This window comes from Loktanella sp. SALINAS62, assembly GCF_018263905.1.
Classification (GTDB): Bacteria; Pseudomonadota; Alphaproteobacteria; order Rhodobacterales; family Rhodobacteraceae; genus Loktanella.
The window spans coordinates 260,524-281,577 of the sequence record NZ_JAAFZU010000001.1; the positions used below are offsets into that span (position 1 = coordinate 260,524).

At 62.8% G+C, this 21,054-nt stretch carries 21 protein-coding genes and 1 other annotated feature; of the genes, 15 read left to right on the forward strand and 6 right to left on the reverse strand.

The features are described 5' to 3' along the window. Positions 1-3: 3 nt before the first annotated feature. Positions 4-510, reverse strand: a complete 507-nt coding sequence (locus GZH79_RS01245) for a DUF305 domain-containing protein (RefSeq protein ID WP_211641320.1) — start codon at positions 508-510, stop codon at positions 4-6. A 363-nt stretch (positions 511-873) separates the two neighbouring features. Beyond that, positions 874-929: a sequence feature (sul1 is cis-regulatory element that is thought to sense ions involved in sulfur or methionine metabolism; They are found in Alphaproteobacteria), on the forward strand. 71 nt (positions 930-1,000) lie between these two features. On the opposite strand from GZH79_RS01245, the gene GZH79_RS01250 reads away from it, so the two are divergent. From GZH79_RS01250 to bluB, 6 genes are all read left to right on the forward strand, one after another. Beyond that, positions 1,001-2,500, forward strand: coding sequence for a SulP family inorganic anion transporter (locus tag GZH79_RS01250; protein ID WP_211641567.1), 1,500 nt, complete (start codon positions 1,001-1,003; stop codon positions 2,498-2,500). Positions 2,501-2,513: 13 nt separating this feature from the next. Next, positions 2,514-3,365, forward strand: a complete 852-nt coding sequence (locus GZH79_RS01255; protein ID WP_211641321.1) for a universal stress protein — start codon at positions 2,514-2,516, stop codon at positions 3,363-3,365. Positions 3,366-3,714: 349 nt separating this feature from the next. Further along, a complete protein-coding gene (locus GZH79_RS01260; RefSeq protein WP_211641322.1) occupies positions 3,715-4,056 on the forward strand; it encodes a CidA/LrgA family protein in 342 nt (113 codons plus the stop codon). Continuing rightward, positions 4,053-4,778 (forward strand): LrgB family protein, encoded by a 726-nt coding sequence (locus GZH79_RS01265; RefSeq protein ID WP_211641323.1) that lies wholly within the window; start codon positions 4,053-4,055, stop codon positions 4,776-4,778. Before GZH79_RS01260 ends, GZH79_RS01265 begins: the two co-directional genes overlap by 4 nt. Before the next feature lie 20 nt (positions 4,779-4,798). Next, positions 4,799-5,407 (forward strand): cob(I)yrinic acid a,c-diamide adenosyltransferase, encoded by a 609-nt coding sequence (gene cobO, locus GZH79_RS01270; protein ID WP_211641324.1) that lies wholly within the window; start codon positions 4,799-4,801, stop codon positions 5,405-5,407. A gap of 63 nt (positions 5,408-5,470) precedes the next feature. After that, entirely contained in the window at positions 5,471-6,049 is a 579-nt protein-coding gene (gene bluB, locus GZH79_RS01275; RefSeq protein ID WP_349291146.1) for a 5,6-dimethylbenzimidazole synthase, read from the forward strand. A 71-nt stretch (positions 6,050-6,120) separates the two neighbouring features. Here the strand turns inward: bluB and GZH79_RS01280 are convergent, their stop codons facing one another. Together GZH79_RS01280 and GZH79_RS01285 are read right to left on the reverse strand one after the other, a co-directional pair. Next, positions 6,121-7,758: a thiamine pyrophosphate-binding protein gene (locus tag GZH79_RS01280; RefSeq protein ID WP_211641325.1), complete on the reverse strand. Its 1,638-nt coding sequence runs from the start codon at positions 7,756-7,758 to the stop codon at positions 6,121-6,123. Positions 7,759-7,868: 110 nt separating this feature from the next. After that, a complete protein-coding gene (locus GZH79_RS01285; protein WP_211641326.1) occupies positions 7,869-8,264 on the reverse strand; it encodes a VOC family protein in 396 nt (131 codons plus the stop codon). A gap of 36 nt (positions 8,265-8,300) precedes the next feature. On the opposite strand from GZH79_RS01285, the gene GZH79_RS01290 reads away from it, so the two are divergent. Continuing rightward, positions 8,301-9,092, forward strand: a complete 792-nt coding sequence (locus tag GZH79_RS01290) for an acyl dehydratase (RefSeq protein ID WP_211641327.1) — start codon at positions 8,301-8,303, stop codon at positions 9,090-9,092. Between the two features lie 11 nt (positions 9,093-9,103). Here the strand turns inward: GZH79_RS01290 and GZH79_RS01295 are convergent, their stop codons facing one another. Continuing rightward, complete coding sequence (locus GZH79_RS01295; RefSeq protein WP_211641328.1) at positions 9,104-10,138, reverse strand: FAD-binding oxidoreductase; 1,035 nt, start codon at positions 10,136-10,138, stop codon at positions 9,104-9,106. A 48-nt stretch (positions 10,139-10,186) separates the two neighbouring features. Between GZH79_RS01295 and mnmD the strand changes: the two genes are divergently transcribed. From mnmD to GZH79_RS01310, 3 genes are all read left to right on the forward strand, one after another. Continuing rightward, complete coding sequence (gene mnmD, locus GZH79_RS01300) at positions 10,187-10,852, forward strand: tRNA (5-methylaminomethyl-2-thiouridine)(34)-methyltransferase MnmD (protein WP_211641329.1); 666 nt, start codon at positions 10,187-10,189, stop codon at positions 10,850-10,852. Between the two features lie 3 nt (positions 10,853-10,855). Then, on the forward strand, positions 10,856-11,734 hold the full coding sequence (locus GZH79_RS01305) for a DMT family transporter (protein WP_211641330.1): 879 nt from the start codon (positions 10,856-10,858) through the stop codon (positions 11,732-11,734). A gap of 96 nt (positions 11,735-11,830) precedes the next feature. Further along, complete coding sequence (locus tag GZH79_RS01310) at positions 11,831-12,874, forward strand: HWE histidine kinase domain-containing protein (RefSeq protein ID WP_211641331.1); 1,044 nt, start codon at positions 11,831-11,833, stop codon at positions 12,872-12,874. Here GZH79_RS01310 and GZH79_RS01315 read toward each other — a convergent pair. Continuing rightward, on the reverse strand, positions 12,871-15,036 hold the full coding sequence (locus tag GZH79_RS01315) for a lytic transglycosylase domain-containing protein (RefSeq protein ID WP_211641332.1): 2,166 nt from the start codon (positions 15,034-15,036) through the stop codon (positions 12,871-12,873). The two genes, GZH79_RS01310 and GZH79_RS01315, sit on opposite strands and share 4 nt — an antisense overlap. 159 nt (positions 15,037-15,195) lie before the next feature. Here GZH79_RS01315 and dapA point away from each other — a divergent pair, with 159 nt between their 5' ends. After that, on the forward strand, positions 15,196-16,068 hold the full coding sequence (gene dapA / locus GZH79_RS01320; protein ID WP_211641333.1) for a 4-hydroxy-tetrahydrodipicolinate synthase: 873 nt from the start codon (positions 15,196-15,198) through the stop codon (positions 16,066-16,068). Between the two features lie 57 nt (positions 16,069-16,125). Here dapA and GZH79_RS01325 read toward each other — a convergent pair whose 3' ends face one another. Further along, positions 16,126-17,304, reverse strand: coding sequence for a crosslink repair DNA glycosylase YcaQ family protein (locus GZH79_RS01325; RefSeq protein WP_211641334.1), 1,179 nt, complete (start codon positions 17,302-17,304; stop codon positions 16,126-16,128). An 87-nt stretch (positions 17,305-17,391) separates the two neighbouring features. Here GZH79_RS01325 and smpB point away from each other — a divergent pair, with 87 nt between their 5' ends. From smpB to GZH79_RS01345, 4 genes are all read left to right on the forward strand, one after another. Then, positions 17,392-17,865, forward strand: coding sequence for an SsrA-binding protein SmpB (gene smpB, locus GZH79_RS01330; protein WP_211641568.1), 474 nt, complete (start codon positions 17,392-17,394; stop codon positions 17,863-17,865). 66 nt (positions 17,866-17,931) lie between these two features. Beyond that, the gene (gene sseA / locus GZH79_RS01335) at positions 17,932-18,795 is read left to right on the forward strand and encodes a 3-mercaptopyruvate sulfurtransferase (RefSeq protein WP_211641335.1); all 864 of its coding nucleotides are present in this window, start codon (positions 17,932-17,934) and stop codon (positions 18,793-18,795) included. Positions 18,796-18,807: 12 nt separating this feature from the next. Then, the gene (locus GZH79_RS01340; RefSeq protein ID WP_211641336.1) at positions 18,808-19,992 is read left to right on the forward strand and encodes an amino acid aminotransferase; all 1,185 of its coding nucleotides are present in this window, start codon (positions 18,808-18,810) and stop codon (positions 19,990-19,992) included. Between the two features lie 95 nt (positions 19,993-20,087). Next, complete coding sequence (locus GZH79_RS01345) at positions 20,088-21,047, forward strand: L-malyl-CoA/beta-methylmalyl-CoA lyase (RefSeq protein ID WP_211641337.1); 960 nt, start codon at positions 20,088-20,090, stop codon at positions 21,045-21,047. Positions 21,048-21,054 lie beyond the last annotated feature (7 nt).

The window sequence follows — 21,054 nt, forward strand, 5'->3', positions numbered from 1 at the left end:
TGGCTATTCGCCGTTTTCGGCCAGCCACAAGATCATCTCGTCGATCTCTTCCACCTGCGCGGCAATGATTTCGCCGGCAAGCGCGATCATTTCAGGATTATCGCCATGTTCGAGCAGAACCTGCGCCATGTCGATTGCGCCCTGATGATGCGCGATCATACCGCAGGCAAAAGCCACATCAGCGTCTTCGTTCATCATGCCCTGTTCCATCGCAGGCATCGTGATCATCATGCGCCGCATGTTTTCCTGCACATGCGCTGGCATCGCATCCATGCCCATGTCGGCGTTATCGGACCCACCGTGGCCCATGGCAGAATGGTCCATGTCGTCCATTCCCATGCTGCTTTCGTCGCCGCCGCCGTGGCCCATGGCCGCGTGATCCATACCGTCCATTGCAGTAGCGACGGTGCATTCCGCAGGTAACTGAAATGCGGCATCCTGCGCAAAGGCAGGGCCAGCAAGGCCAGTCGCTGCAAGCACAACGGCCAACGCGGGTTTCATTTTGATCATTTAAGACACTCCAATTAAGACGTTCATTCTGTTTCGTACGGGCACGCGCGTGACTGTCCGCGTTCTATGTAAAGTTCATTCTACCAATTTCAGCACGACGCGATGCAACAGCGACTCATCATATCTGTCATCCATCGTGATACACTGGGGCGGATTGCCTTGGCCCTCTGTCGATGACGGCATTGATATACCCATACGGGGTATTGTAAAAGTCACATCGCCGTTGATTCAAGCCTGTGCCGCCTTGGCCAGGACATGCTGTCGTCGCGGGCGGTTCCCTGACGTGTGGGCAAGGCTGTTTGACACGTCATGTCCAAAGCGGGTTGATCTTTTAGCGGTATTCCGCTTAAGACACGGCGAACGTTAGGACCTGGTGAAATCCCGGGTGGCTCTTCCGGCCGCTGATCCGCCGGATAATTTTTGATGAACCCTGAAGAAAAAATTGCCGAACCGTCCGGGAAAGGACGTCTCGATGCAGGGTCTTGGAATATTGATGACACTCATAGAATACCGCCAGCAATGGTTCGGCAACGTCCGCGGTGATGTGCTTGCCGGCATCGTTGTCGCATTGGCGCTGATCCCGGAAGCAATCGCCTTTTCGATCATCGCAGGCGTCGACCCCAAGGTCGGGCTTTACGCCTCTTTTTCAATTGCCGTGCTGATTGCCTTTGTCGGCGGGCGACCGGGCATGATATCTGCAGCTACCGCCGCCACTGCCGTGCTGATGATCACCCTCGTCCAAGAGCATGGACTGGAATATCTGCTGGCCGCCACTGTTCTGGCGGGTCTGATCCAGATTGCAGCAGGCTTTCTGAAGCTGGGCCGCTTCATGCGCTACGTGTCAAAATCCGTGATGACCGGGTTTCTGAACGCGCTGGCGATCCTGATTTTCATGGCGCAACTGCCGGAACTGAACCTTGCCAATCCCGGCGTGACCTATCTGACCTATGCGCTGGTGGCGCTGGGTCTGGCGATCATCTACCTGTTGCCGCGCCTGACGACGGCGGTGCCGTCGCCGCTGGTCACGATCATCGTGCTAACGATCATCGTGACCGTCATGGGCTGGGACGGCGTGCGCACCGTCGGCGACATGGGCGAAATGCCCGATACGCTGCCGGTCTTCCTGATCCCGCAAATCCCGCTCAACCTTGAAACGCTGCTGATCATCCTGCCTTACGCGCTGGCGGTCGCTGTCGTGGGGCTGCTGGAAAGCTTGATGACGCAGAACATCGTCGATGATCTGACGGATACCAAATCGAGCCGCGATCAGGAATGCATCGGTCAGGGCATCGCCAATACCGCAACCGGTTTCATCGGTGGCATGGCGGGTTGTGCGATGATCGGGCAGTCGATCATCAACGTCAAATCCGGCGGTCGCGGTCGCCTGTCCTGCTTTACCGCCGGCGCCTTGCTGCTGATTCTTGTGGTGGGTCTGGGCGATCTAGTCGGGCGCATCCCGATGCCTGCCCTTGTCGCGATCATGATCATGGTGTCGATCGGCACCTTCTCTTGGTCGTCGATACAGGCGCTGCGGGTGCACCCACGTTCTTCCAGCGTCGTGATGCTGGCGACCGTGGTGACGGTCATCTACACCCACAACCTTGCCATCGGCGTGCTGGTGGGCGTGCTGCTGTCGGGTATCTTCTTTGCCGCCAAAATCGCGCAACTGTTCCGGATTTCGTCCACGCTGTCGGATGATGGCCGCACACGCACCTATGTTTTGGAAGGCCAATTGTTCTACGGCTCGACAGAGGATTTCACCAACGCCTTTGATTTCCGCGAAGCGCCCGACCGTGTCATCATCGACGTCAGCCGCGCGCATATCTGGGACATCAGCTCTGTTCAGGCGCTGGACATGGCGATCCTGAAATTCCGCCGCGAAGGCGCAGAGGTCGAAGTTATCGGCATGAACGAAGCGTCTGAGACCATCGTCGACAAGCTTGCCATCCACGACAAGCCCGGCGCGATGGATGCGCTGACAGGTCACTAGGGGAGGATACGACATGGACAAGATACTCGCACTGCTGGACGGTTCGGACTATTCGCAAAGCGTCTGTCACCATACAGCCTGGATCGCGCAAAAACTGGGGGCCGGCGTCGATGCGATGCATGTGCTTGGCCGACGCGAAGGGGCCGCGTCAACCGATCTGTCCGGCACCTTGCATCTGGGTGCACGGTCGGCCCTGCTGGCTGAACTTTCGGCAATGGATGAACAGCGCGCAAAGCTGGCGCAGGCCAAGGGCCACGCCATTCTGGAAGACGCAAAGGCAATCCTTGAACAGGACGGTGTCGCAGGGGTGAAGCTGCATTTGCGCAAGGGTGACCTGCTGGATGCCGTTCAGGCGGTAGAACCGGACATCCGCGCCATCACCATCGGCAAGCGTGGCGAAGGGTCCGCCTATGCATCAGGTCATCTGGGATCGAACCTTGAACGGATTATCCGCGCGTCCAAGGTGCCGGTCTTTGTGGCATCGCGCGCCTATAAACCAATCCAGAAGGTGCTTGTCGCATATGACGGTAGCGCCAGCGCCAAGGTGGCCATCACCCGCATGGCCGACAGTGCCGTGTTTGCGGACCTTGACCTGACGGTCCTGTGTATCGGGCAGGACACGGCAAAGGCGCAGGCAACCGCTGACGACGCTGTGGCCAAGCTGCGTGATGCAGGCATCACCGCGACGTCGCGCACTGCGGCAGGTGATCCCAGCGACGTGCTGAACGATGTCGTCACGACCGACGGTTTCGACCTGCTGGTGATGGGCGCCTATGGTCACAGCCGTATCCGCACCCTGATCATCGGGTCCACGACGACCGCAATGGTTCAAACCGTCAGAATCCCGGTCCTGCTGTATCGCTAGCAAACAAACGCAGTATTGGCGCAACGCCTGACCGGGGCGGCGGCAATACATCTACGGTGATTGGTCTTTGCGTCGACAATGTGGGGCGCTTCGGCTGCCCGACGTGCCCCACAGTCAGTCGTCGCACCCCACACAGGCCGTCAGGACAGGCCGACAGCCAATGCCGCAGTGCCAAGATAAAGCGCAAAAACGCTAAGGACGAAAAGGCGCATCGTTCTGCTTTCTGTGTGTCGATCTGGTGGATCAAATACAGGGTGCGACATTTCGTTCCATAAATTTTCGTCACGCAGGCCTTCGTGGCGCGAAATCGTTTCTTTCCTGCCACAAGTTATGCCCTTAGACCGGGGGTATGATACAACATCTGACCATACTGCTGGCGTTTCAACTCTTGGGTGAAGCGATCAGTCGGGCGGCGGGCCTGCCCCTGCCCGGCCCCGTCCTTGGCATGGCTCTTTTGTTTTTGGCCCTGCTGGGGGTGCCACGTCTGGCGGCCATCGCCAGCACGGCGCAGGGGCTGCTTGCCCATCTGTCACTGTTGTTCGTGCCTGCGGGTGTCGGCGTGGTGGGCCAGCTTGATCGGCTGGGCAACGATGGTGTCGGACTGGCGCTGGCGATCCTTGGATCGACGGCCATCGCCATCATTGCCGGGGTCTATACCTTTCTGGCCGTGGCGCGGGTGCTGGACCGATGACCGATGTGGCCGATATCTGGATCTACCTGTCGCAGGGACCGCTGCTGTGGCTGACCGTGACACTGATCGCCTATGGCATTGGCGACTGGGCGTTCCGCGCATCGGGTCGCAAACCCATTGTGAACCCGGTGCTGCTGGCCGTGGCGCTGCTGGCGGTCGTCCTTACCGTGACCGGCACCAGCTATCAGACCTATTTCGAAGGCGCGCAGTTCGTCCATTTCATGCTCGGCCCGGCGACAGTCGCGCTGGCCGTTCCGCTTTACACCAACCTGTCCCTGATCCGGCGAAGCCTGCTGCCGATGCTGGCCGCGTTGGTGGTGGGCGCGGGCGCGGCCATGGTATCGGCGGTTGTGATCGCACGGGCCGCAGGCGTGGCACCCGATACGCTCCTCAGTCTCGTGCCAAAATCGGTGACAGCACCCGTTGCCATCGGCATTACAGAGGCGCTTGGCGGCCAGCCGTCCCTGACCGCCGTGCTGGTGATCGTCACAGGTGTGACGGGTGCAATCATCGGAACCCCTATTTTCAACGCGCTCCGCATCACGGATTACCGCGCGCGGGGCTTCGCCATGGGGGTCGCCAGCCACGGGATCGGCACGGCGCGGGCGTTTCAGGTGAATGAAACCGCGGGCGCCTTTGCCGGGATCGGCATGGGGCTCAACGCGCTGCTGACCGCGCTGATCGCACCCTTGCTTGCACCTTGGCTGGTCGGTGCCTACTGATAACCCAAGGGGGACGACATATGACCGACGACACAGAACGCCACAACGCCAAGATGGCCAAGAAAAAGGCCGCCCGTGACAAGATCATGGCGACCAAGACCGACCAAAAGGGTCTGATCATCGTCCACACCGGCAAGGGCAAGGGTAAATCCAGCGCCGCCTTCGGGATGATCTTTCGTTGCATCGCCCACGATATGCAATGCGCCGTGGTGCAGTTCATAAAGGGCGGCATGTCCACCGGCGAACGCGACCTGATCCTGTCGAAATTCACCGACATCTGCGCGTTCCACACCATGGGCGAAGGTTTCACATGGGAAACGCAGGACAAATCCCGCGATACCGAAATGGCCCAGGCCGCATGGGCCAAGGCCAAGGACCTGATCCGCGACCCAGCGAACACGATGGTCCTGCTGGACGAAATCAACATCGCAATCCGCTACGACTACGTCGATGTGGCAGAGGTGGTGGCCTTTTTGCGCGATGAAAAGCCGCCCATGACCCATGTGGTGCTGACCGGGCGCAACGCGCATGACGACCTGATCGCTGCCGCCGATCTGGTGACGGAAATGGAATTGGTCAAACACCCCTTCCGGTCGGGCATCAAGGCGCAGATCGGCGTCGAATACTGACGCTGACACAGCCGCGATGCACCTGACCGACGCCCATGCCCGCGCGCTGAACGACATCCTGACGTGGCGGCGCGACGTGCGCCATTTCCGGACCGATCCGATCGCGCCGGACCGTCTGGACAGGTTGCGCGCGGCCATGGACCTAGCACCATCAGTCGGCAACGCGCGACCCTGGCGGGTGCTGCATGTGGCCTCGCCCGGTCTGCGCGCCCCGCCGTCACCGCCAATTTTGAAACGGCCAACGCCAGCGCCGCCCGGCGCTATACCGGCAAACGCCGCAGTGATTATGCCGCGCTGAAACTGGCAGGGCTGCGCGACGCGCCGGTTCACCTTGCGATCTTCACCGCGACCGACCCGGACGAAGGCCACGGTCTGGGCCGCCAGACCATGCCAGAGATGCTGACCTTTTCGACCGTCTGCGCGATCCACAGCCTGTGGCTGGCAGCGCGCGCTGACAACATCGGGGTGGGCTGGGTGTCGATCCTCGATCCCGCCGCCCTGCACGCAACGCTGGACGCCCCCGCGAACTGGCACTTCACCGCCTACCTCTGCCTTGGGATCGCAGCGCAGCCCGACGACACACCGCTGCTGCACCGCACGGGGTGGCAGGACAATACAGTAACCGATTGGCACCGGGTCTGATCTTCTTCTTGCCAAAAATATCCCGGGGGTCTGGGGGCAGCGCCCCCATCCGCATTTTCGCGAAAATGCGGCTACCCTGCCAGTGACATACCGGGCGTCAGAACAGCCGGGTCCAAAACACATTCGATGATCGCCACCGTGCCGGACGCCTGCGCAGCCGCAAAGGCCGTCGCAAAATCCTGCTGCCGGGTCACGGTCGCACCGAACCCGCCATAGGCGCGCGCCAGCGCGGCATAGTCGGGATTGGCCAGCACCGTGCCGGATACACGGCCCGGATAACTGCGTTCCTGATGCATCCGGATCGTGCCATACCGCCCGTTGTTCATGACGATCACGATGGGCGTGGCACCATGCTGCACGGCAGTCGACAACTCGTTGCAGGTCATCTGGAAACAGCCGTCACCCGCCAGACAGACCACCGTGCGGTCCGGATGGCGCAGGGATGCGGCAATCGCCGCCGGAAAACCGTAGCCCATCGACCCCGAGGTCGGCGCCAATTGCGTCCCGTATTGTTTGTAGACAAAATACCGATGCAGCCAGGCGGCATAGTTCCCCGCCCCATTGGTCAGGATTGCGTCATCGGGCAGGCTGTCCGACAGCCAGCGGATCACCTGTTCTTGCTTGACCTGACCCGGTGTCTCGCGCGGCGTGATCCAATCCTCGTAATCCGCCCGCGCACTGGCGGTCCAGTCATGGAATCCGTGCCAGGGGTCGTCGTCGCGAACATGGTGCCACAGTGCCGCAATCGCGGCCGGGGCGGTGGCGACGAACCCTTCTGTCACGCCATAGACACGGCCGATCTCTGACGGGTCGGCGTGGCAGTGGATGATCGTCTTGCCCGGTGCAGCGGGATCCACCAGCGTATAGCCTTGCGTTTCGATATCGCCAAAGCGGGTGCCGATCAGCAGCAGGCAGTCCGCATCGCGGACGCGCTGCGCCAGTGCTGGGTTCACGCCGACGTTCAAATCGCCTGCATAATGCCGATCGCGGTTATCGATATAATCCTGCCGCCGGAACCCTGCCGCCACCGGCACGCCTGTGCGGTCCGCAAACTGTGCCAGCCTGCGCGCGTCCCCGTCGGACCAATGCGGACCACCAATCACGATAAGCGGACGCTTGGCCTGCCGCAGGTGATCGACGGCGATGGTCCATGCGGCGTCGTGGTTGTCGGACACGGCACCGATACGCCCACCGAAATCTGGCACGTCCGAGGTCGCACTCAGCATGTTTTCGGGCAAGGCCAGCACCACGGGACCGGGCCTGCCCGATTGCGCGACGCGGAATGCACGCGCGATATATTCCGGCAGCCGGTCCGTGTCGTCGATCTGTGCGACCCATTTGGCCAACCCGCCGAACATTTGTTTGTAATCGACCTCTTGGAATGTTTCGCGGTCGGTGTGGCGGTTGTCGATCTGACCCACGAACAGCACCATCGGCGTGCTGTCCTGCATCGCCACATGCACGCCCGCACTTGCGTTGCTGGCACCGGGTCCACGGGTGACGAAACAGACACCCGGCCTGCCGGTCAGTTTGCCGTGCGCCTCTGCCATCATGGCGGCTCCGCCTTCGTGACGGCAGACCACGTTCTGGATGCCGCTGTCATACAGACCATCCAGTGCGGCCAGAAAGCTTTCGCCCGGCACAGAAAAGACGCGGTCCACGCCCAGTTTCACCAGTTGGTCGGACAGGATCTTGCCACCGTGTCGCATCGCATACCTCTTTCGCGTGGGCGCAGGCGGTCGCGGACCGGCCTGCGTGCGGCCAGTGTCACGCAAAACAGCCCCGGCTGCCATGCCGAAATGACGCATGTGGCGCGGGATCAGACGCCTGCGTCAGGCACCGCCAGTTCGATCAGGTTCCCGTCGGGATCGCGCAGGTAGATTGATGTGATCGGCCCCCCTGCACCAGTGCGCGGGACCGGACCAATCTCGACCGGGATGCCCTGCTGTGCCAGATGCGTCTGCCAGTCGGATAGCGGCGTATCGGTCAAGAAACACAAATCTGCGCTGCCCGGCGTGGCGTGCGTGGCATTGGGGCGCACCGGGGCATCTGCTGCGTGCAGGTTGATTTTTTGTGCGCCAAAGGTCAACGCGATGCGGTCATCGGGACCGAATGCAACAACCCCCATCCCCAGCACGTCGCGGTAGAATGCCACCGTCCGGTCGAGATCGGTCACTGTCAGGACCAGATGATCAAGCGTGGTCAGTCGTGGCATTTGCCCTTCGCTCCGTGTTGCGGCAGATTACGACAGATGAACACAGCCCCAACCGACACACAAACCCTGACGGACCCGATGGACCCCGCCCGCGCGACCGCGTTGGCCGCGACGTTGGGCTGCGGGCACAGCTATGCGGTCGGTGATCCGTTGCCGCCCTTTGCGCACCAGATCTATTTCTGGACACCCCAACCACCTGATGCACTGGGGCGCGACGGTCATCCCGCGCTGGGTGGTTTTCTGCCCGATCTGGGTCTGCCGCGCCGGATGTGGGCGGCAGGACGGCTGGTCTTTCACACCGATCTGCTGGCTGGCGTGCGCGCCGAAAAGACATCGCGCGTTGAAAGCATCACGCGCAAGGACGGGCGATCCGGCAAGCTGGCCTTTGTCCGGGTGCGGCACGACATCCGCCAGCGCCAGACGCTGGCTGTCACCGAATGGCAGGATCTGGTCTACCGCGCGGACGGCGGTGCGGCGGCGGCACCGCTGCAGGCCCCCACCGACGAAGACGCGTCGCACCCGGTGGATTTCGACAGCACGCTGTTGTTTCGCTATTCAGCGCTGACCTTTAACGGGCATCGTATCCATTACGACGAAACCTATGCCCGCGAGGTCGAAGGCTATGACGGGTTGGTGGTTCACGGTCCGCTGCTGGCGCATCTGCTGATGGGATATGCGGCGGCAGAACTGGGCAGGATCGCCAGTTTCGATTACCGCGCGACATCGCCCCTGATGCACCACCAGCGGGGGACCCTGTGCCGGCGCGGACATGATTTCTGGGTGCGCGGCCCCGACGGGCGGCTGTGCATGACGGCCAGCGCGACCTGACAGGCGGGCAACTACAGGTTCAGCTCCGCGCGAAACGCATCGGGGATCGTATCGCGGTCGTCAAGGATCAGGTCCGCCATGACCTGTGCAACCTTGGGGGCCATGCCGAACCCGATCTTGAACCCACCATTGGCGACGAACTGGCCGGACCTGAATGGATGATGCCCCAGCATCGGCGCGCGGCTGCGGCTGCGCGGGCGCACCCCGGCCCAGCGCGCGATCACCGGTGCCTGCGCCAGTGCGGGCACAGCGGCGCGCGCGGCGGCGATCACCTCGTCCAGTTGCGCGTCGGTTGCGGCGGGATCGTCAAAGTCGCGTTCCGTCGTCGATCCGACAGCCGTGGTGCCGTCGTGGTGCGGCACGATATGCACACCGCCCGCGAACACCTGCGCCTGCCCGCGCGCGTCATGGGCCAGCAGCGCTGCCTGCCCTTTGACCCCGGTGCCGACCATGCGGCTGTGGATCACCGTCATGTCTGCCAAGCCCTGCCAACCGGTTGCCCAGACGACGCTGCCCTGATCCGGGCCTTCGGTGCAGATCACGCCGCCGCGTGCCACCAACGCCTGCGCCAGTGCGCGTGTCGCATCGCGTGGCTGGATCAGCGCAGACAAGGTATCGTGCACCCATAATCCCGTCGGGCTGTCGGGCACCAGATCGCCCTGCGGGGCGTCCACCACCTGCCACGTCGCTTGACCGCCCCACAATTCGCGCGCGCTGTCCGACCGCGACCGCGCCAGTGCGACGGCGGCGGCATCCGCCAGCGGTTGCACCCGGCCACTGCGCGCATATCCGGTGGGCATGCCAGCGCCATCGGCCACGCCGTCCCAGAACGCCTGCGCCATCAACAGGCTATCCAGCTGAAACGCCTTTTTGTCATTCCATTGTTCGGGGACATGCGGTGCCAATGCACCAACGATCCCGCCACTGGCCCCGGATGCGACGCCGGCAGGATCGATCACCTGCACCCGCGCACCGCGCAGCGCACAGGCCCACGCGATGGACAGGCCGAACACACCCGCCCCGCGCACTGTCACGTCTCTTGCCAATGGCCGCTCCTTTGGTCAGACCTGACGCGACGCTTAAGGCAAACCCGCATGACCGACCAGCCCGCACGATTGACGTGGAAAGACACGCCGCACGGCTTTGTGCCGGTGTCGGACCTGTTCGACGATCCCTATTATTCGTTGGGGGGCGGCGCAGCGGAAACAGCCCATGTGTTCCTGCGGGGTAACGGCCTGCCCGCGCGGTTCCGCGACGGGTTTCACATCGCGGAACTGGGGTTCGGGACCGGCCTGAACTTTTTGTGCGCGCTGCACGCGTTTCGTAGCACGGGTATATCCGGGCAACTGCATTTCACCAGTTTCGAGCTGCATCCGATGACCCGCGCGGACCGGATGCGCGCGCTGGCACCTTTCGACCATCTGCCACTTGCGGTGCTGGATATCGACGATCCCACCGATCTGTCCGGGCCTGATTTTTCGCTGCGGGTCATTGCGGGCGACGCCAATGACACGCTGCCCGCATGGCCCGGCCTTGCGGATGCATGGTTTCTGGACGGATTTTCCCCCGCCAAAAACCCGGCGCTGTGGCAACCTGCGCTGTTGCAAGAGGTCGCGGCGCATTGCGTGACCGGCGGCACATGCGCCACCTATTCGGCAGCGGGGCATGTGCGCATGGCGCTGGCGGATGCGGGATTCACCGTCACCCGCGTGCCGGGGTATGGCCACAAGCGACACATGACCACCGGCATAAAGGATTAGCCGATGCAATCCGCGAACACACGGGCAGGCATCGGCCTGATGACGCTGACGACCTTTATCTTTGCGGTCCAGGATGGGCTGTCACGACATCTGGCGACGGATTACAACGTGATGATGGTCGTCATGGTCCGCTACTGGTTTTTTGCGGCCTTTGTCATTGCCATCGCACGGCTGCGCACCGGCTCGATCCGGGCTGCAGCCCGCACGCGGCAACCGCTGATCCAGATTTTGCGCGGGCTGCTGCTGGCGACAGAGATCATGGTGATGGTCTTGGGCTTTGTGCTGTTGGGGCTGGTCGAAAGCCACGCTGTCTTTGCCTGCTATCCGCTGCTGATCGCGGCGCTGTCCGGACCAGTGCTGGGCGAAGGCGTAGGCCCACGGCGCTGGATCGCCATCGGCATCGGGTTCGTCGGCGTGCTGATCATCCTTGAACCGGGGATAAATGTCTTTGCACCCGCCGCCATTGTCCCATTGATCGCCGCCGTGATGTTCGCACTATATGGTCTGCTGACGCGGCACGTTGCAAAACTGGATACCGCGGCCACCAGCTTTTTCTGGACCGGGGTGGCGGGTGCAGTGGCATCGACGCTGGCAGGCATCTGGTTCTGGGAACCGATGACTGGCCCGGACTGGGCAATCATGGCGGTGCTGTGTGTGACGGGCGTGACGGGGCACTGGCTGCTGATCAAAACCTACGAGATCGCAGAGGCAGGTGCCGTGCAGCCCTTTGCCTATCTGCAACTGGTCTTCGCAAGCGCCATTGGCCTGCTGATCTTTAATGAAACGCTGGAATGGAACGTCGCACTTGGGGCCATCATTGTCGTGGCGGCGGGCGTCTTTACCCTGATCCGCAGCCGCAAGGGTAAAACCGCGCTTCGCTAAAATCGCTTTATCGTGACATGATGTAGCTAGGCTTGTCACACTCCGGCCCTCGTCTTAAGTGTCGGCGCATCCAGACTTTAAGCATTTGATATATTTATGTCTCAATCGTCCGCGTTGATCGGCGCATCTTCACCCGAAATGACAGCCGCGCTTCTGGGGCTTGGGATCAAGGTCGCGGGTCTGGGCCTTGGATCAATCGATTACGTCAACGACACGATCACGCTGGATGATCGCGCAGCCGCATTGTTTGACCTGCCCGCCCATACGCCCGTGCCCCGCCCCACGCTTCACGCGCGGTTTCATCCCGATGACATCGGGCAAACCCAACACCAGATCGACACGCTGCTGACCCACGGCCTACCCGACATCGTCGATCTGGTGCACCGTGTGCGAACCCCGGATGGATCGTGGCGCTGGCTGCGGGCGCGCAAACAGGTGCAGTTCGATACCGACAGCGCCAGCGAACCGCACCCCGTCAGCGGGCTGGTTGCGGTCATGGACATCACCGACATCAAAAGCCACGAGGATCACATCATCGCCATGATGGGCGAAATGAACCATCGGCTGAAAAACGTGCTGACCATCGTGCAAAGTCTGGCACGGTTGACCGCCCGCACAACAGAACCCGACGAATTCCTGCCGCGCTTCAATGCGCGGATGCGCGCGCTTGGCCAGAACCAGAACCTGTTGATGAAACAGATGGAAGGCGGCGCGCAATTGCGCGATCTGGTGCGCGAACAACTGAGCCCCTTCATCGACATCATCGGCGCACAAGTCACCATCGACGGGCCTGATCTGGGTCTGCAGAACAGCGCGCTTCAGTCGATGGGCCTGATGCTGCATGAACTGGCGACCAATGCGACCAAATACGGCGCGCTATCGGTGCCAGAGGGGCGACTGTCGATCACTTGGACCATTGCAGCCGACATGCTGACGTTCGAATGGCGGGAAATCGACGGCCCGGCGGTCGTCGCACCGTCGTATGTGGGATTCGGCAGTTCTGTTTTGCAAAAGATGACGGCCGCCACGCTTGACGGCACCGTCACCCGCGATTTCGACCCCACAGGACTGCACTGGACGATGACCTGCCCGGTCGCCGCCCTGCGCGGCGCGGCCAACAACGATAGCACGGCCTATTAAGGACGCGGGATCGGTCGTAGCGTTGTTTCCGGCGCGCTGCCTTCGGGAATGATGATGCGGTTTGCCACGTCTTCGGGCGCTGTCGATGTGGCGACGCGGGCCTGCACCAGTTCGGCGTTGGGACGCACCTCTGGACGCGGTGCTGCGACCACCATTTGGGGGACCGGTTGTTCCAGCGATCCATCGGGCCGCAACGTCGGGCGCACCGCCGCCGTGCTGCCGGTGATCATCGCCAGAAAATCGATCTCTGCGGTGACACCGGTCAGGCGGGCGCGGTAGACTGGCAGCGATTCACTGACACGTTGCACATAGTTGCGGGTTTCGCGGAACGGAATGTGTTCGATCCAGTCGACGATATCCACTTCTCCGGTGCGGGGATCGCCGCGTTCGTTCATCCAGTTCGCCGGACGGCTTGGCCCCGCGTTGTAACCTGCCGCCACCTGAATAGGTGAATCACCAAACCGTTCGCGCAGGCCTGCCAGATAAGCCGCCCCCAGTTCGGCGTTATAGCGCCAATCCGCCGTCAGTTTCGATTTGGCATAAGTCAGGCCCAACTGGCCACTGACCTCTTGTGCGGTGGCGGGCATCAACTGCATCAGACCTTGCGCGCCTACCGGGCTGCCCGCGCGGATATAGAATTCCGATTCCCGCCGGGCGATGGCAAGCGTCAGATCGGCAGGCACCGGCAGATCCATGTCGGCCACCGGATGCAGCGGAAAATAGGCCGAAGGCACCACGACACCACGCGCTGCCGCAGCTTTGCCCAGCAGAACCGTCAGATAGGTTTCGTCACGCGCAGCAAATGCCCGTCCCAGCCGCGCGATATCGTCGGCAGCAAGCGTTTCACCCAGATCGTTGACGAACGCGATGGCCTTGCTGCGTTGGCGAGCCTCTAGCAGGGCGATGGCGACGCGCACGCGGTCTTCTTCGATGATGTCGGATGTCTGCCAGTCCAGCCCTTCGTCCGCCCCGATCAGGGCAGGATCAAGCTGCATGTCCATACGGTCGGCCGCCAGCAATCCGTAAAAGCTGGTCTGGTTCACCCCGGCGCGGGTAAAGGCGGCGTTCGCTTCTTCCGTGCGCCCCAGCGATTCCAGTGCGCGGCCCTGCCAGTACCCCGCACGGCCATCGCTGATCGGGGAACTGACCGCATCGGCGAAGGTATTGAAATGTTGCAGCGCCAGTTCGGCATCGTCCAGATAGGTCAGCGCCAGATAGCCAGACAGCCATTCCAGATCGGAATAATTGTAACCGTCATCAGCAGTCATGAAATGCCGCGACGCGATGCGATATGCGCGTTCCGCATCGCCGGTCCGCATTTCCGACCGTGCCAGCGTCCTGCGCCACCCCGACCAGCGGAACGGATTTCCCAAGGCTTCAGCACTGGTGGATTGCGCCAGCAACAATTCGACCGCCTGATCGCGGCGGCCCTTGTCAGCGGCCCAGTTGTAACGGTCATACATCAGCCCCGGCGTGTCGCACAGCGGCTCTGGCACGGCGTCCAGCGCCGCATCGACGCCGCCAGCATCCGTAATCAGCCGCACGCGGGCGGTCAGCAACAGTTGCTGGCTTTCGTCCAGCAGCGGGCGCATCCGCTCTGCCTCTGACGTGCGCCAGGCCCACAGCAGGTTGTCGACGCGTGTCCTGTGCAGATCAGCAATATCTTCGCCAAAGGTCGCCAGCATCAGCGATTGATCCTGTTCCGACAGGCTTAGCTCTGTCCAGCCTGTGCGGACGATGTCACGCGCGCGGGCCGCTTCACCCGTTGCGATCAACGCCTGCGCCAGCCGCACCGCCCCCTTGCCGGTGCGCGGCGCGCGATCACCGAACCAGTCGATCACTTGCGCGGGATCAGCTCCCTGCGGGATGTTCTGTTCGCCCGCCGCGCGCAGCACGTCGTCACCGGGCCAATCCGGACGTTTGGCAGCAAAGGCCACGTATTCCGAAAATTCAGCATCACCGAACCGCAGCTTTTGCCATGTCACCAGATCGGTGATGGCCGCATCGTTACGCCCCGCCGCGACATAGGCCGGGGCATAGGTGCGGTCGTTGGCCAGCCTCACCGCTTCGATGTCGCTGTCGGTTACCGTCTGGGCAGACAGCATCGCAGGCAGGATGAGGACACAGGCGGCGAAAACATGTCGCGGGGTCTTCGTGAGCATCAGGGCACCTTGGGCACGGAACAGAATGGAACGCGACTACATTGGGGGCCATGGCCACGACAGGCAACGCACATTCTTGGCATTGGCGGCGATCCCGGCTAGTGTCCGCGCGATTTCGCCGACGCACACGCCCGGCCTCCAGCAGCAGGACTCCGCCCCATGTTCAAAGGTTCCTTTGTCGCGCTCGTCACCCCGTTCCGTGATGGCAAGGTGGACGTGGATACCCTGCGCAAACTGGTCGATTGGCACGTCGAACAGGGCACACACGGGTTGGTCCCGGTCGGCACAACGGGTGAAAGCCCTACGCTGACCCACGACGAACATGATTCCGTCGTGCGCATCGTCGTGGATCAAACGGCGGGCCGCATTCCCGTCATCGCCGGGGCCGGGTCGAACAACACAGCCGAAACCGTACGGCTGGTCCGTGCGGCCAAGGAATCGGGTGCGGATGCCGCATTGGTCGTCACACCCTATTACAACAAGCCCACACAGGCGGGGCTGATTGCGCATTTCACTGCCGCCGCCGATTGCGGCTTGCCGATCATCATCTACAATATCCCCGGTCGGTCCGCCGTCGACATGTCTGTCGCCACAATGGCGGCCCTGTCGCAACATCCCATGATCGCGGGTGTCAAGGACGCCACCGGCGATCTGTCGCGGGTGCCGAAAACCCGCATGACCGCCGGCCCCGATTTCTGCCAATTGTCCGGCGAAGACGCGACTGCCCTTGGGTTCAACGCGCACGGCGGCGTGGGCTGTATTTCCGTCACCGCCAACGTGGCCCCGGCCCTGTGCGCCCAGATGCAAGAAGCGACGCTCGCAGGTGATTTCGCCACCGCGTTGCAGATCACCGACCGCCTGATGCCCCTGCACGAGGCGATTTTTACCGAGCCGGGACTGGTCGGCGCGAAATTCGGCATGTCCGAACTGGGCCTGTGTGCGGATGAGGTGCGGTCCCCGCTCGTCGGGCTGACCGACGACACCAAAGACAAGATGCGCGCAGCCATGCGCCATGCGGGCCTGCTGAACTAGGCTGTCTGTGGTTTGCGGGTGGGTGGGGCGCCTTCGCGGGCGTGCCCGCGGACAGCGTCACCCGGCCGCGCGCAGCCAGTCCGGCGCGAAACCCACCTGCGCGCAGTCCCCGAACCGCGCCGCCCGATTCAGCGCCGCATCCAGCCGGGCCAGCCGCCTCTTGCCCATCGCCACGCCCGGTTCCGGCCAATAGGCGCGGACCTGCAGCACATCGCCCTGCCGCGCCATGTCGATCCGCCCGATGGCGCGATCCCCTTCCCAGACCGGAAATACATAGTAGCCATAGCGGCGCTGCGCTTCGGGCACGAAAATCTCGATCCGGTAGCGAAAACCGAACAGCCATTCCGCCCGCTTGCGGTCGCGCAGCGCGGGGTCGAACGGCGACAGCAGGCGCACCTGACCCGTCACCTCTGGCGCGCTGTCAGGCACGTCGGGCCGCGCAAGACAGCGCCGCTGCTTTCCGTCGTATCCGGTCACATCGACAGCAACAGCATGCCCGTCAGCCAAGGCCTCCGCACACCAGTCCCGCGCCTCTGCCGGGGTGACGATGGCCCAGAACGCCGCGATCTCGCCGCTGGTGGCGAACCCCAGCCGGTCCAGCGCCATATGACACAGGCGGTCAATGATCTGATCGTCGGGCAGATGCACATCACGCACCGCGCCGGGGATTACCCGTTCGGTCAGATCATAGATCTTGCGAAACCCGCGACGGCGCGCCACCGCCACCCGACCGCTGCGCCACAGGTATTCCAGCGCCGTCTTGCTGGGATGCCAGTTCCACCAGCCACCGCCGCCCCGCACCTCTCCGGCGCCCACATCGCCGGACGTGCAGGCACCGTGATCCGCGATCTGGCGCAACACGGTATCGACCTCTTGCCCGAAACCGGCCGGGCGCTGGCGTTCCCATCGGCTTTCCAGCCGGGCCGCATCGCGCGCGCAGCGCAGGCGCCACAACGGCCACAGCTCCATCGGGATGACAGACGCATCATGGGTCCAGTGTTCGAACACCGCGCGATCCCGCGCCATCAACCTGTCCATGACGGGCGGACGCCAGCCCGCGTGGCGCGACCACAGGATCATGTCGTGCGCCCGGGCAAAGGTATTGACGCTGTCGACTTGCACGAAACCCAGATCGTCGATCACGCCTTTGGCCGTCGCCGCCTGTGTCCGGCCCAGCCCGTGCCGGTCCAGAAACACGCGGCGCGCATGGGCATTGTCCAGAACCGTCACCGCCATGGCATCTCCCTTTGGTCGTCAGTCTGGCGCATCGCGGATCGGCCCGCCAGCCTTGCCCTGCCTGCCGCGACGGCCTATCTGGTCGGCATGGCCAAGAAACCCGAAAACAAGAACTACAAGGTGATCGCGGAAAACCGGCGCGCGCGCTATGATTTCGCGATCGAGGACGATCTGGAAGTCGGGATCATCCTGCACGGGTCCGAGGTCAAATCGCTGCGGACCGGACAATCCAATATCGCGGACAGCTACGCCTCTGTCGATGATGGAGAGTTGTGGCTGACCAACGCCTATATCGCGCCCTATGAACAGGCGATGTTCGGCCATGAAGCACGGCGCAAACGTAAACTGCTGGTCAACCGCCGCGAACTGGCCCGCCTGTGGAATGCGACGAAGCGCGAAGGCATGACGCTGGTGCCGCTGGTGATGTATTTCAACGACCGCGGGCTGGTAAAGCTGAAGATCGCGACAGCCAAGGGCAAGAAGAACCACGACAAGCGCGCAACCGATGCAAAGCGGGACTGGGCGCGCCAAAAGCAGCGTCTGTTGCGGCACGACACCTAAGCCGCTTGCCTGACAGCCCATCCTGCGGTAGCTGCACTTGCGATTTCAGGCGCAAAGGATTGGCCGATGTCCCAAGCCGACGACCCCCGCACACTTGTCAGCGCCGACTGGCTGCGCGCGCATCTGCGCGACCCCGATATGCGCGTGCTGGATGCAAGCTGGCACATGCCGGACGCTGGGCGCGACGCACGCGCGGAATTTGCAGCCGGGCACATTCCCGGCGCGCGGTTTTTCGACATCGACGACATCTCTGACGCGCGGTCCGAATTGCCCCACATGGTGCCAGAGGTGGAAAAATTCATGTCCCGCCTGCGCGCGATGGGTGTGGGCGACGGGCATCAGGTTGTTGTCTATGACAGCACCGGAATATTTTCCGCCGCCCGTGTCTGGTGGCTGTTTCGCCTGATGGGCAAGCGCGACGTGGCGGTGCTGGACGGTGGCCTGCCTGCGTGGATCGCCGCTGGTGGCCCCGTCGAAGACATGCCCCCCGTGATCCGTGACCGGCACATGACAGTCAGCCGCCAGAACCAGATGGTCAAGGACGTCACACAGGTCGCCCGTGCGGCCAAACTGGGCGACCACACGATCCTTGATGCGCGCAGCGCGCCCCGCTTTGCCGGCGAGGTCGCAGAACCCCGCGCCGGACTGCGCGCAGGTCACATCCCCGGATCGCGCAACGTGCCCTATGGCGCGCTGCTGCGCGAGGATGGCACGATGAAAGACGCCCCCGCCCTGCAACAGGTCTTTGCCGATGCGGGCGCGGACCTGACCAAGCCGGTCATTACGACCTGCGGATCGGGCGTCACCGCCGCCATCATTAACCTTGCACTGGAACGGATCGGAAAGACCGACCACGCGCTATACGACGGGTCATGGTCCGAATGGGGCATGTATCCGGACATGCCCATCGCCACCGGCTCTGCCACCTGAAGGACCCCCCAGATGTTCGAAACACTGAACGCGCAACCCGCCGACAAGATCCTGTCGCTTATGGCCGCCTACCGCGAAGACCCGCGCGACACCAAGGTCGATCTGGGTGTCGGGGTCTACAAGGACGCCAGCGGCAACACCCCCGTGATGCGCGCCGTCAAAGAGGCGGAACGCCGTCTCGTCGCGGAACAGACGACCAAAGCCTATACCGGCCTTGCAGGCGATCCGGCCTTTGCGGACGCGATGATCGATCTGGTGCTGTCCGACACCATTCAGCGTGACCGCATCGCCGCCATTGCTACCCCGGGCGGCACAGGTGCCATCCGGCAAGCACTGGAATTGATCCGTATCGCAAGCCCCGACGCCACGGTCTGGCTGTCGAACCCGACGTGGCCGAACCATCCGTCGATCATCAAATTCCTTGGCATGAAAATGCAGGAATACCGCTATTTCGACGATGCGACGCGCGGCGTCGATTTCGATGGACTGATCGCAGACCTGCAAGGCGTGGCGCAGGGTGACGTGGTTTTGCTGCACGGCTGCTGCCACAACCCGACAGGTGCCAACCCGACAGCGGACCAATGGGACCAAATCATCGCAACGGTGCAGGCGCGCGGTGCCGTGCCACTGGTCGATATCGCGTATCAGGGATTTGGCGACGGTCTGGAACAGGACGCCCAAGCCACGCGCAAGGTCGCGGCTGCCTTTGACAACGTGCTGATCGCCGCCAGTTGTTCAAAGAACTTCGGCGTTTACCGCGAACGCACCGGCATCCTGATGGGGATCGCCCGCGACGCGGACGAAGCGAAACTGACACAGGCGAACCTGAACTTTCTGAACCGCCAGAATTATTCGTTCCCTCCCGATCACGGCGCACGGGTCGTTACGACGATTCTGACCGATCCCGCCTTGCGCGCGGATTGGGAATCGGAACTGGAAGACACCCGCAACACCATGCTGGACCTGCGCCAGCAGCTGGCGGACGAATTACGCCAGCGCGCCAGTGACGACCGGTTCGATTTCGTGGCACGGCATCGCGGCATGTTCAGCCGGATCGGTGCATCGCCCGACGCCGTCGAAACCATGCGCCGCGAAAATGGCATCTACATGGTGGGTGACAGCCGGATGAACATCGCCGGCCTGAACGCGGACACCGTGCCGCTGCTGGCCCAGGCGATAGTCGACGCTGGCGTCTGACGCCGGTAATTGCTGCGGGTGCGAAAGAAACTTGCGCACCCGCGCGTAACATTCTATGCGGGCCACATGTTCAAACGAAACAAAGTGTCCCGCATATGTCATTCCGCCTGCAACCGACGCCCCCTGCCCGCCCCAACCGCTGCCAGCTGTTCGGCCCCGGATCGAACACGAAACTGTTCGCAAAAATGGCCGCGTCGGATGCGGATGTTATCAACCTTGACCTTGAAGACAGCGTATCGCCCACCGACAAGGACACCGCCCGCGCCAATGTGATCGACGCCATCGGCGCGCATGACTGGGGCAACAAGACTTTGTCGGTGCGGATCAATTCGCTGGATACGCCGTTTTGGTATCGTGACGTGGTGGACCTGCTGGAACAGGCGTCCGACCGGCTGGACATCATCATGATACCCAAGGTCGGCAACGCCGCAGATGTCTATGCCGTCGATGCGCTGGTGACCGCGATCGAGGCCGCCAAGGGCCGCACCAAGAAAATCGGGTTCGAGGTCATCATCGAATCCGCCGCCGGTCTGGTGAACGTCAACGCCATCGCCGCCAGCAGCCCCCGGATGCAGGCCATGTCGCTGGGGGCCGCCGATTATGCAGCCAGCATGGGGATGCAGACGACAGGCATCGGCGGGACACAGGACAATTACTATATGCTGCACGACGGCGCGCGGCACTATTCCGACCCGTGGCATTGGGCACAGACCGCCATCGTCGCCGCCTGCCGGACCCACGGGATCCTGCCGGTCGACGGTCCCTTTGGCGATTTCAGCGACGACGACGGTTATCGCGCGCAGGCCCGCCGCAGCGCTACGCTCGGCATGGTCGGTAAATGGGCGATCCATCCCCGCCAGATCGCATTGGCAAACGAAGTGTTCACCCCGTCAGACGCGGCCGTGGCCGAAGCACGCGAGATTCTTGCCGCGATGGAAGACGCCAAAGCCAAGGGCGAAGGCGCCACCGTCTACAAGGGACGGCTGGTCGATATTGCCTCGATCAAGCAGGCAGAGGTGATTGTGAAGCAGTCAGAGATGATCGCAGGACGCTGACGCGTCC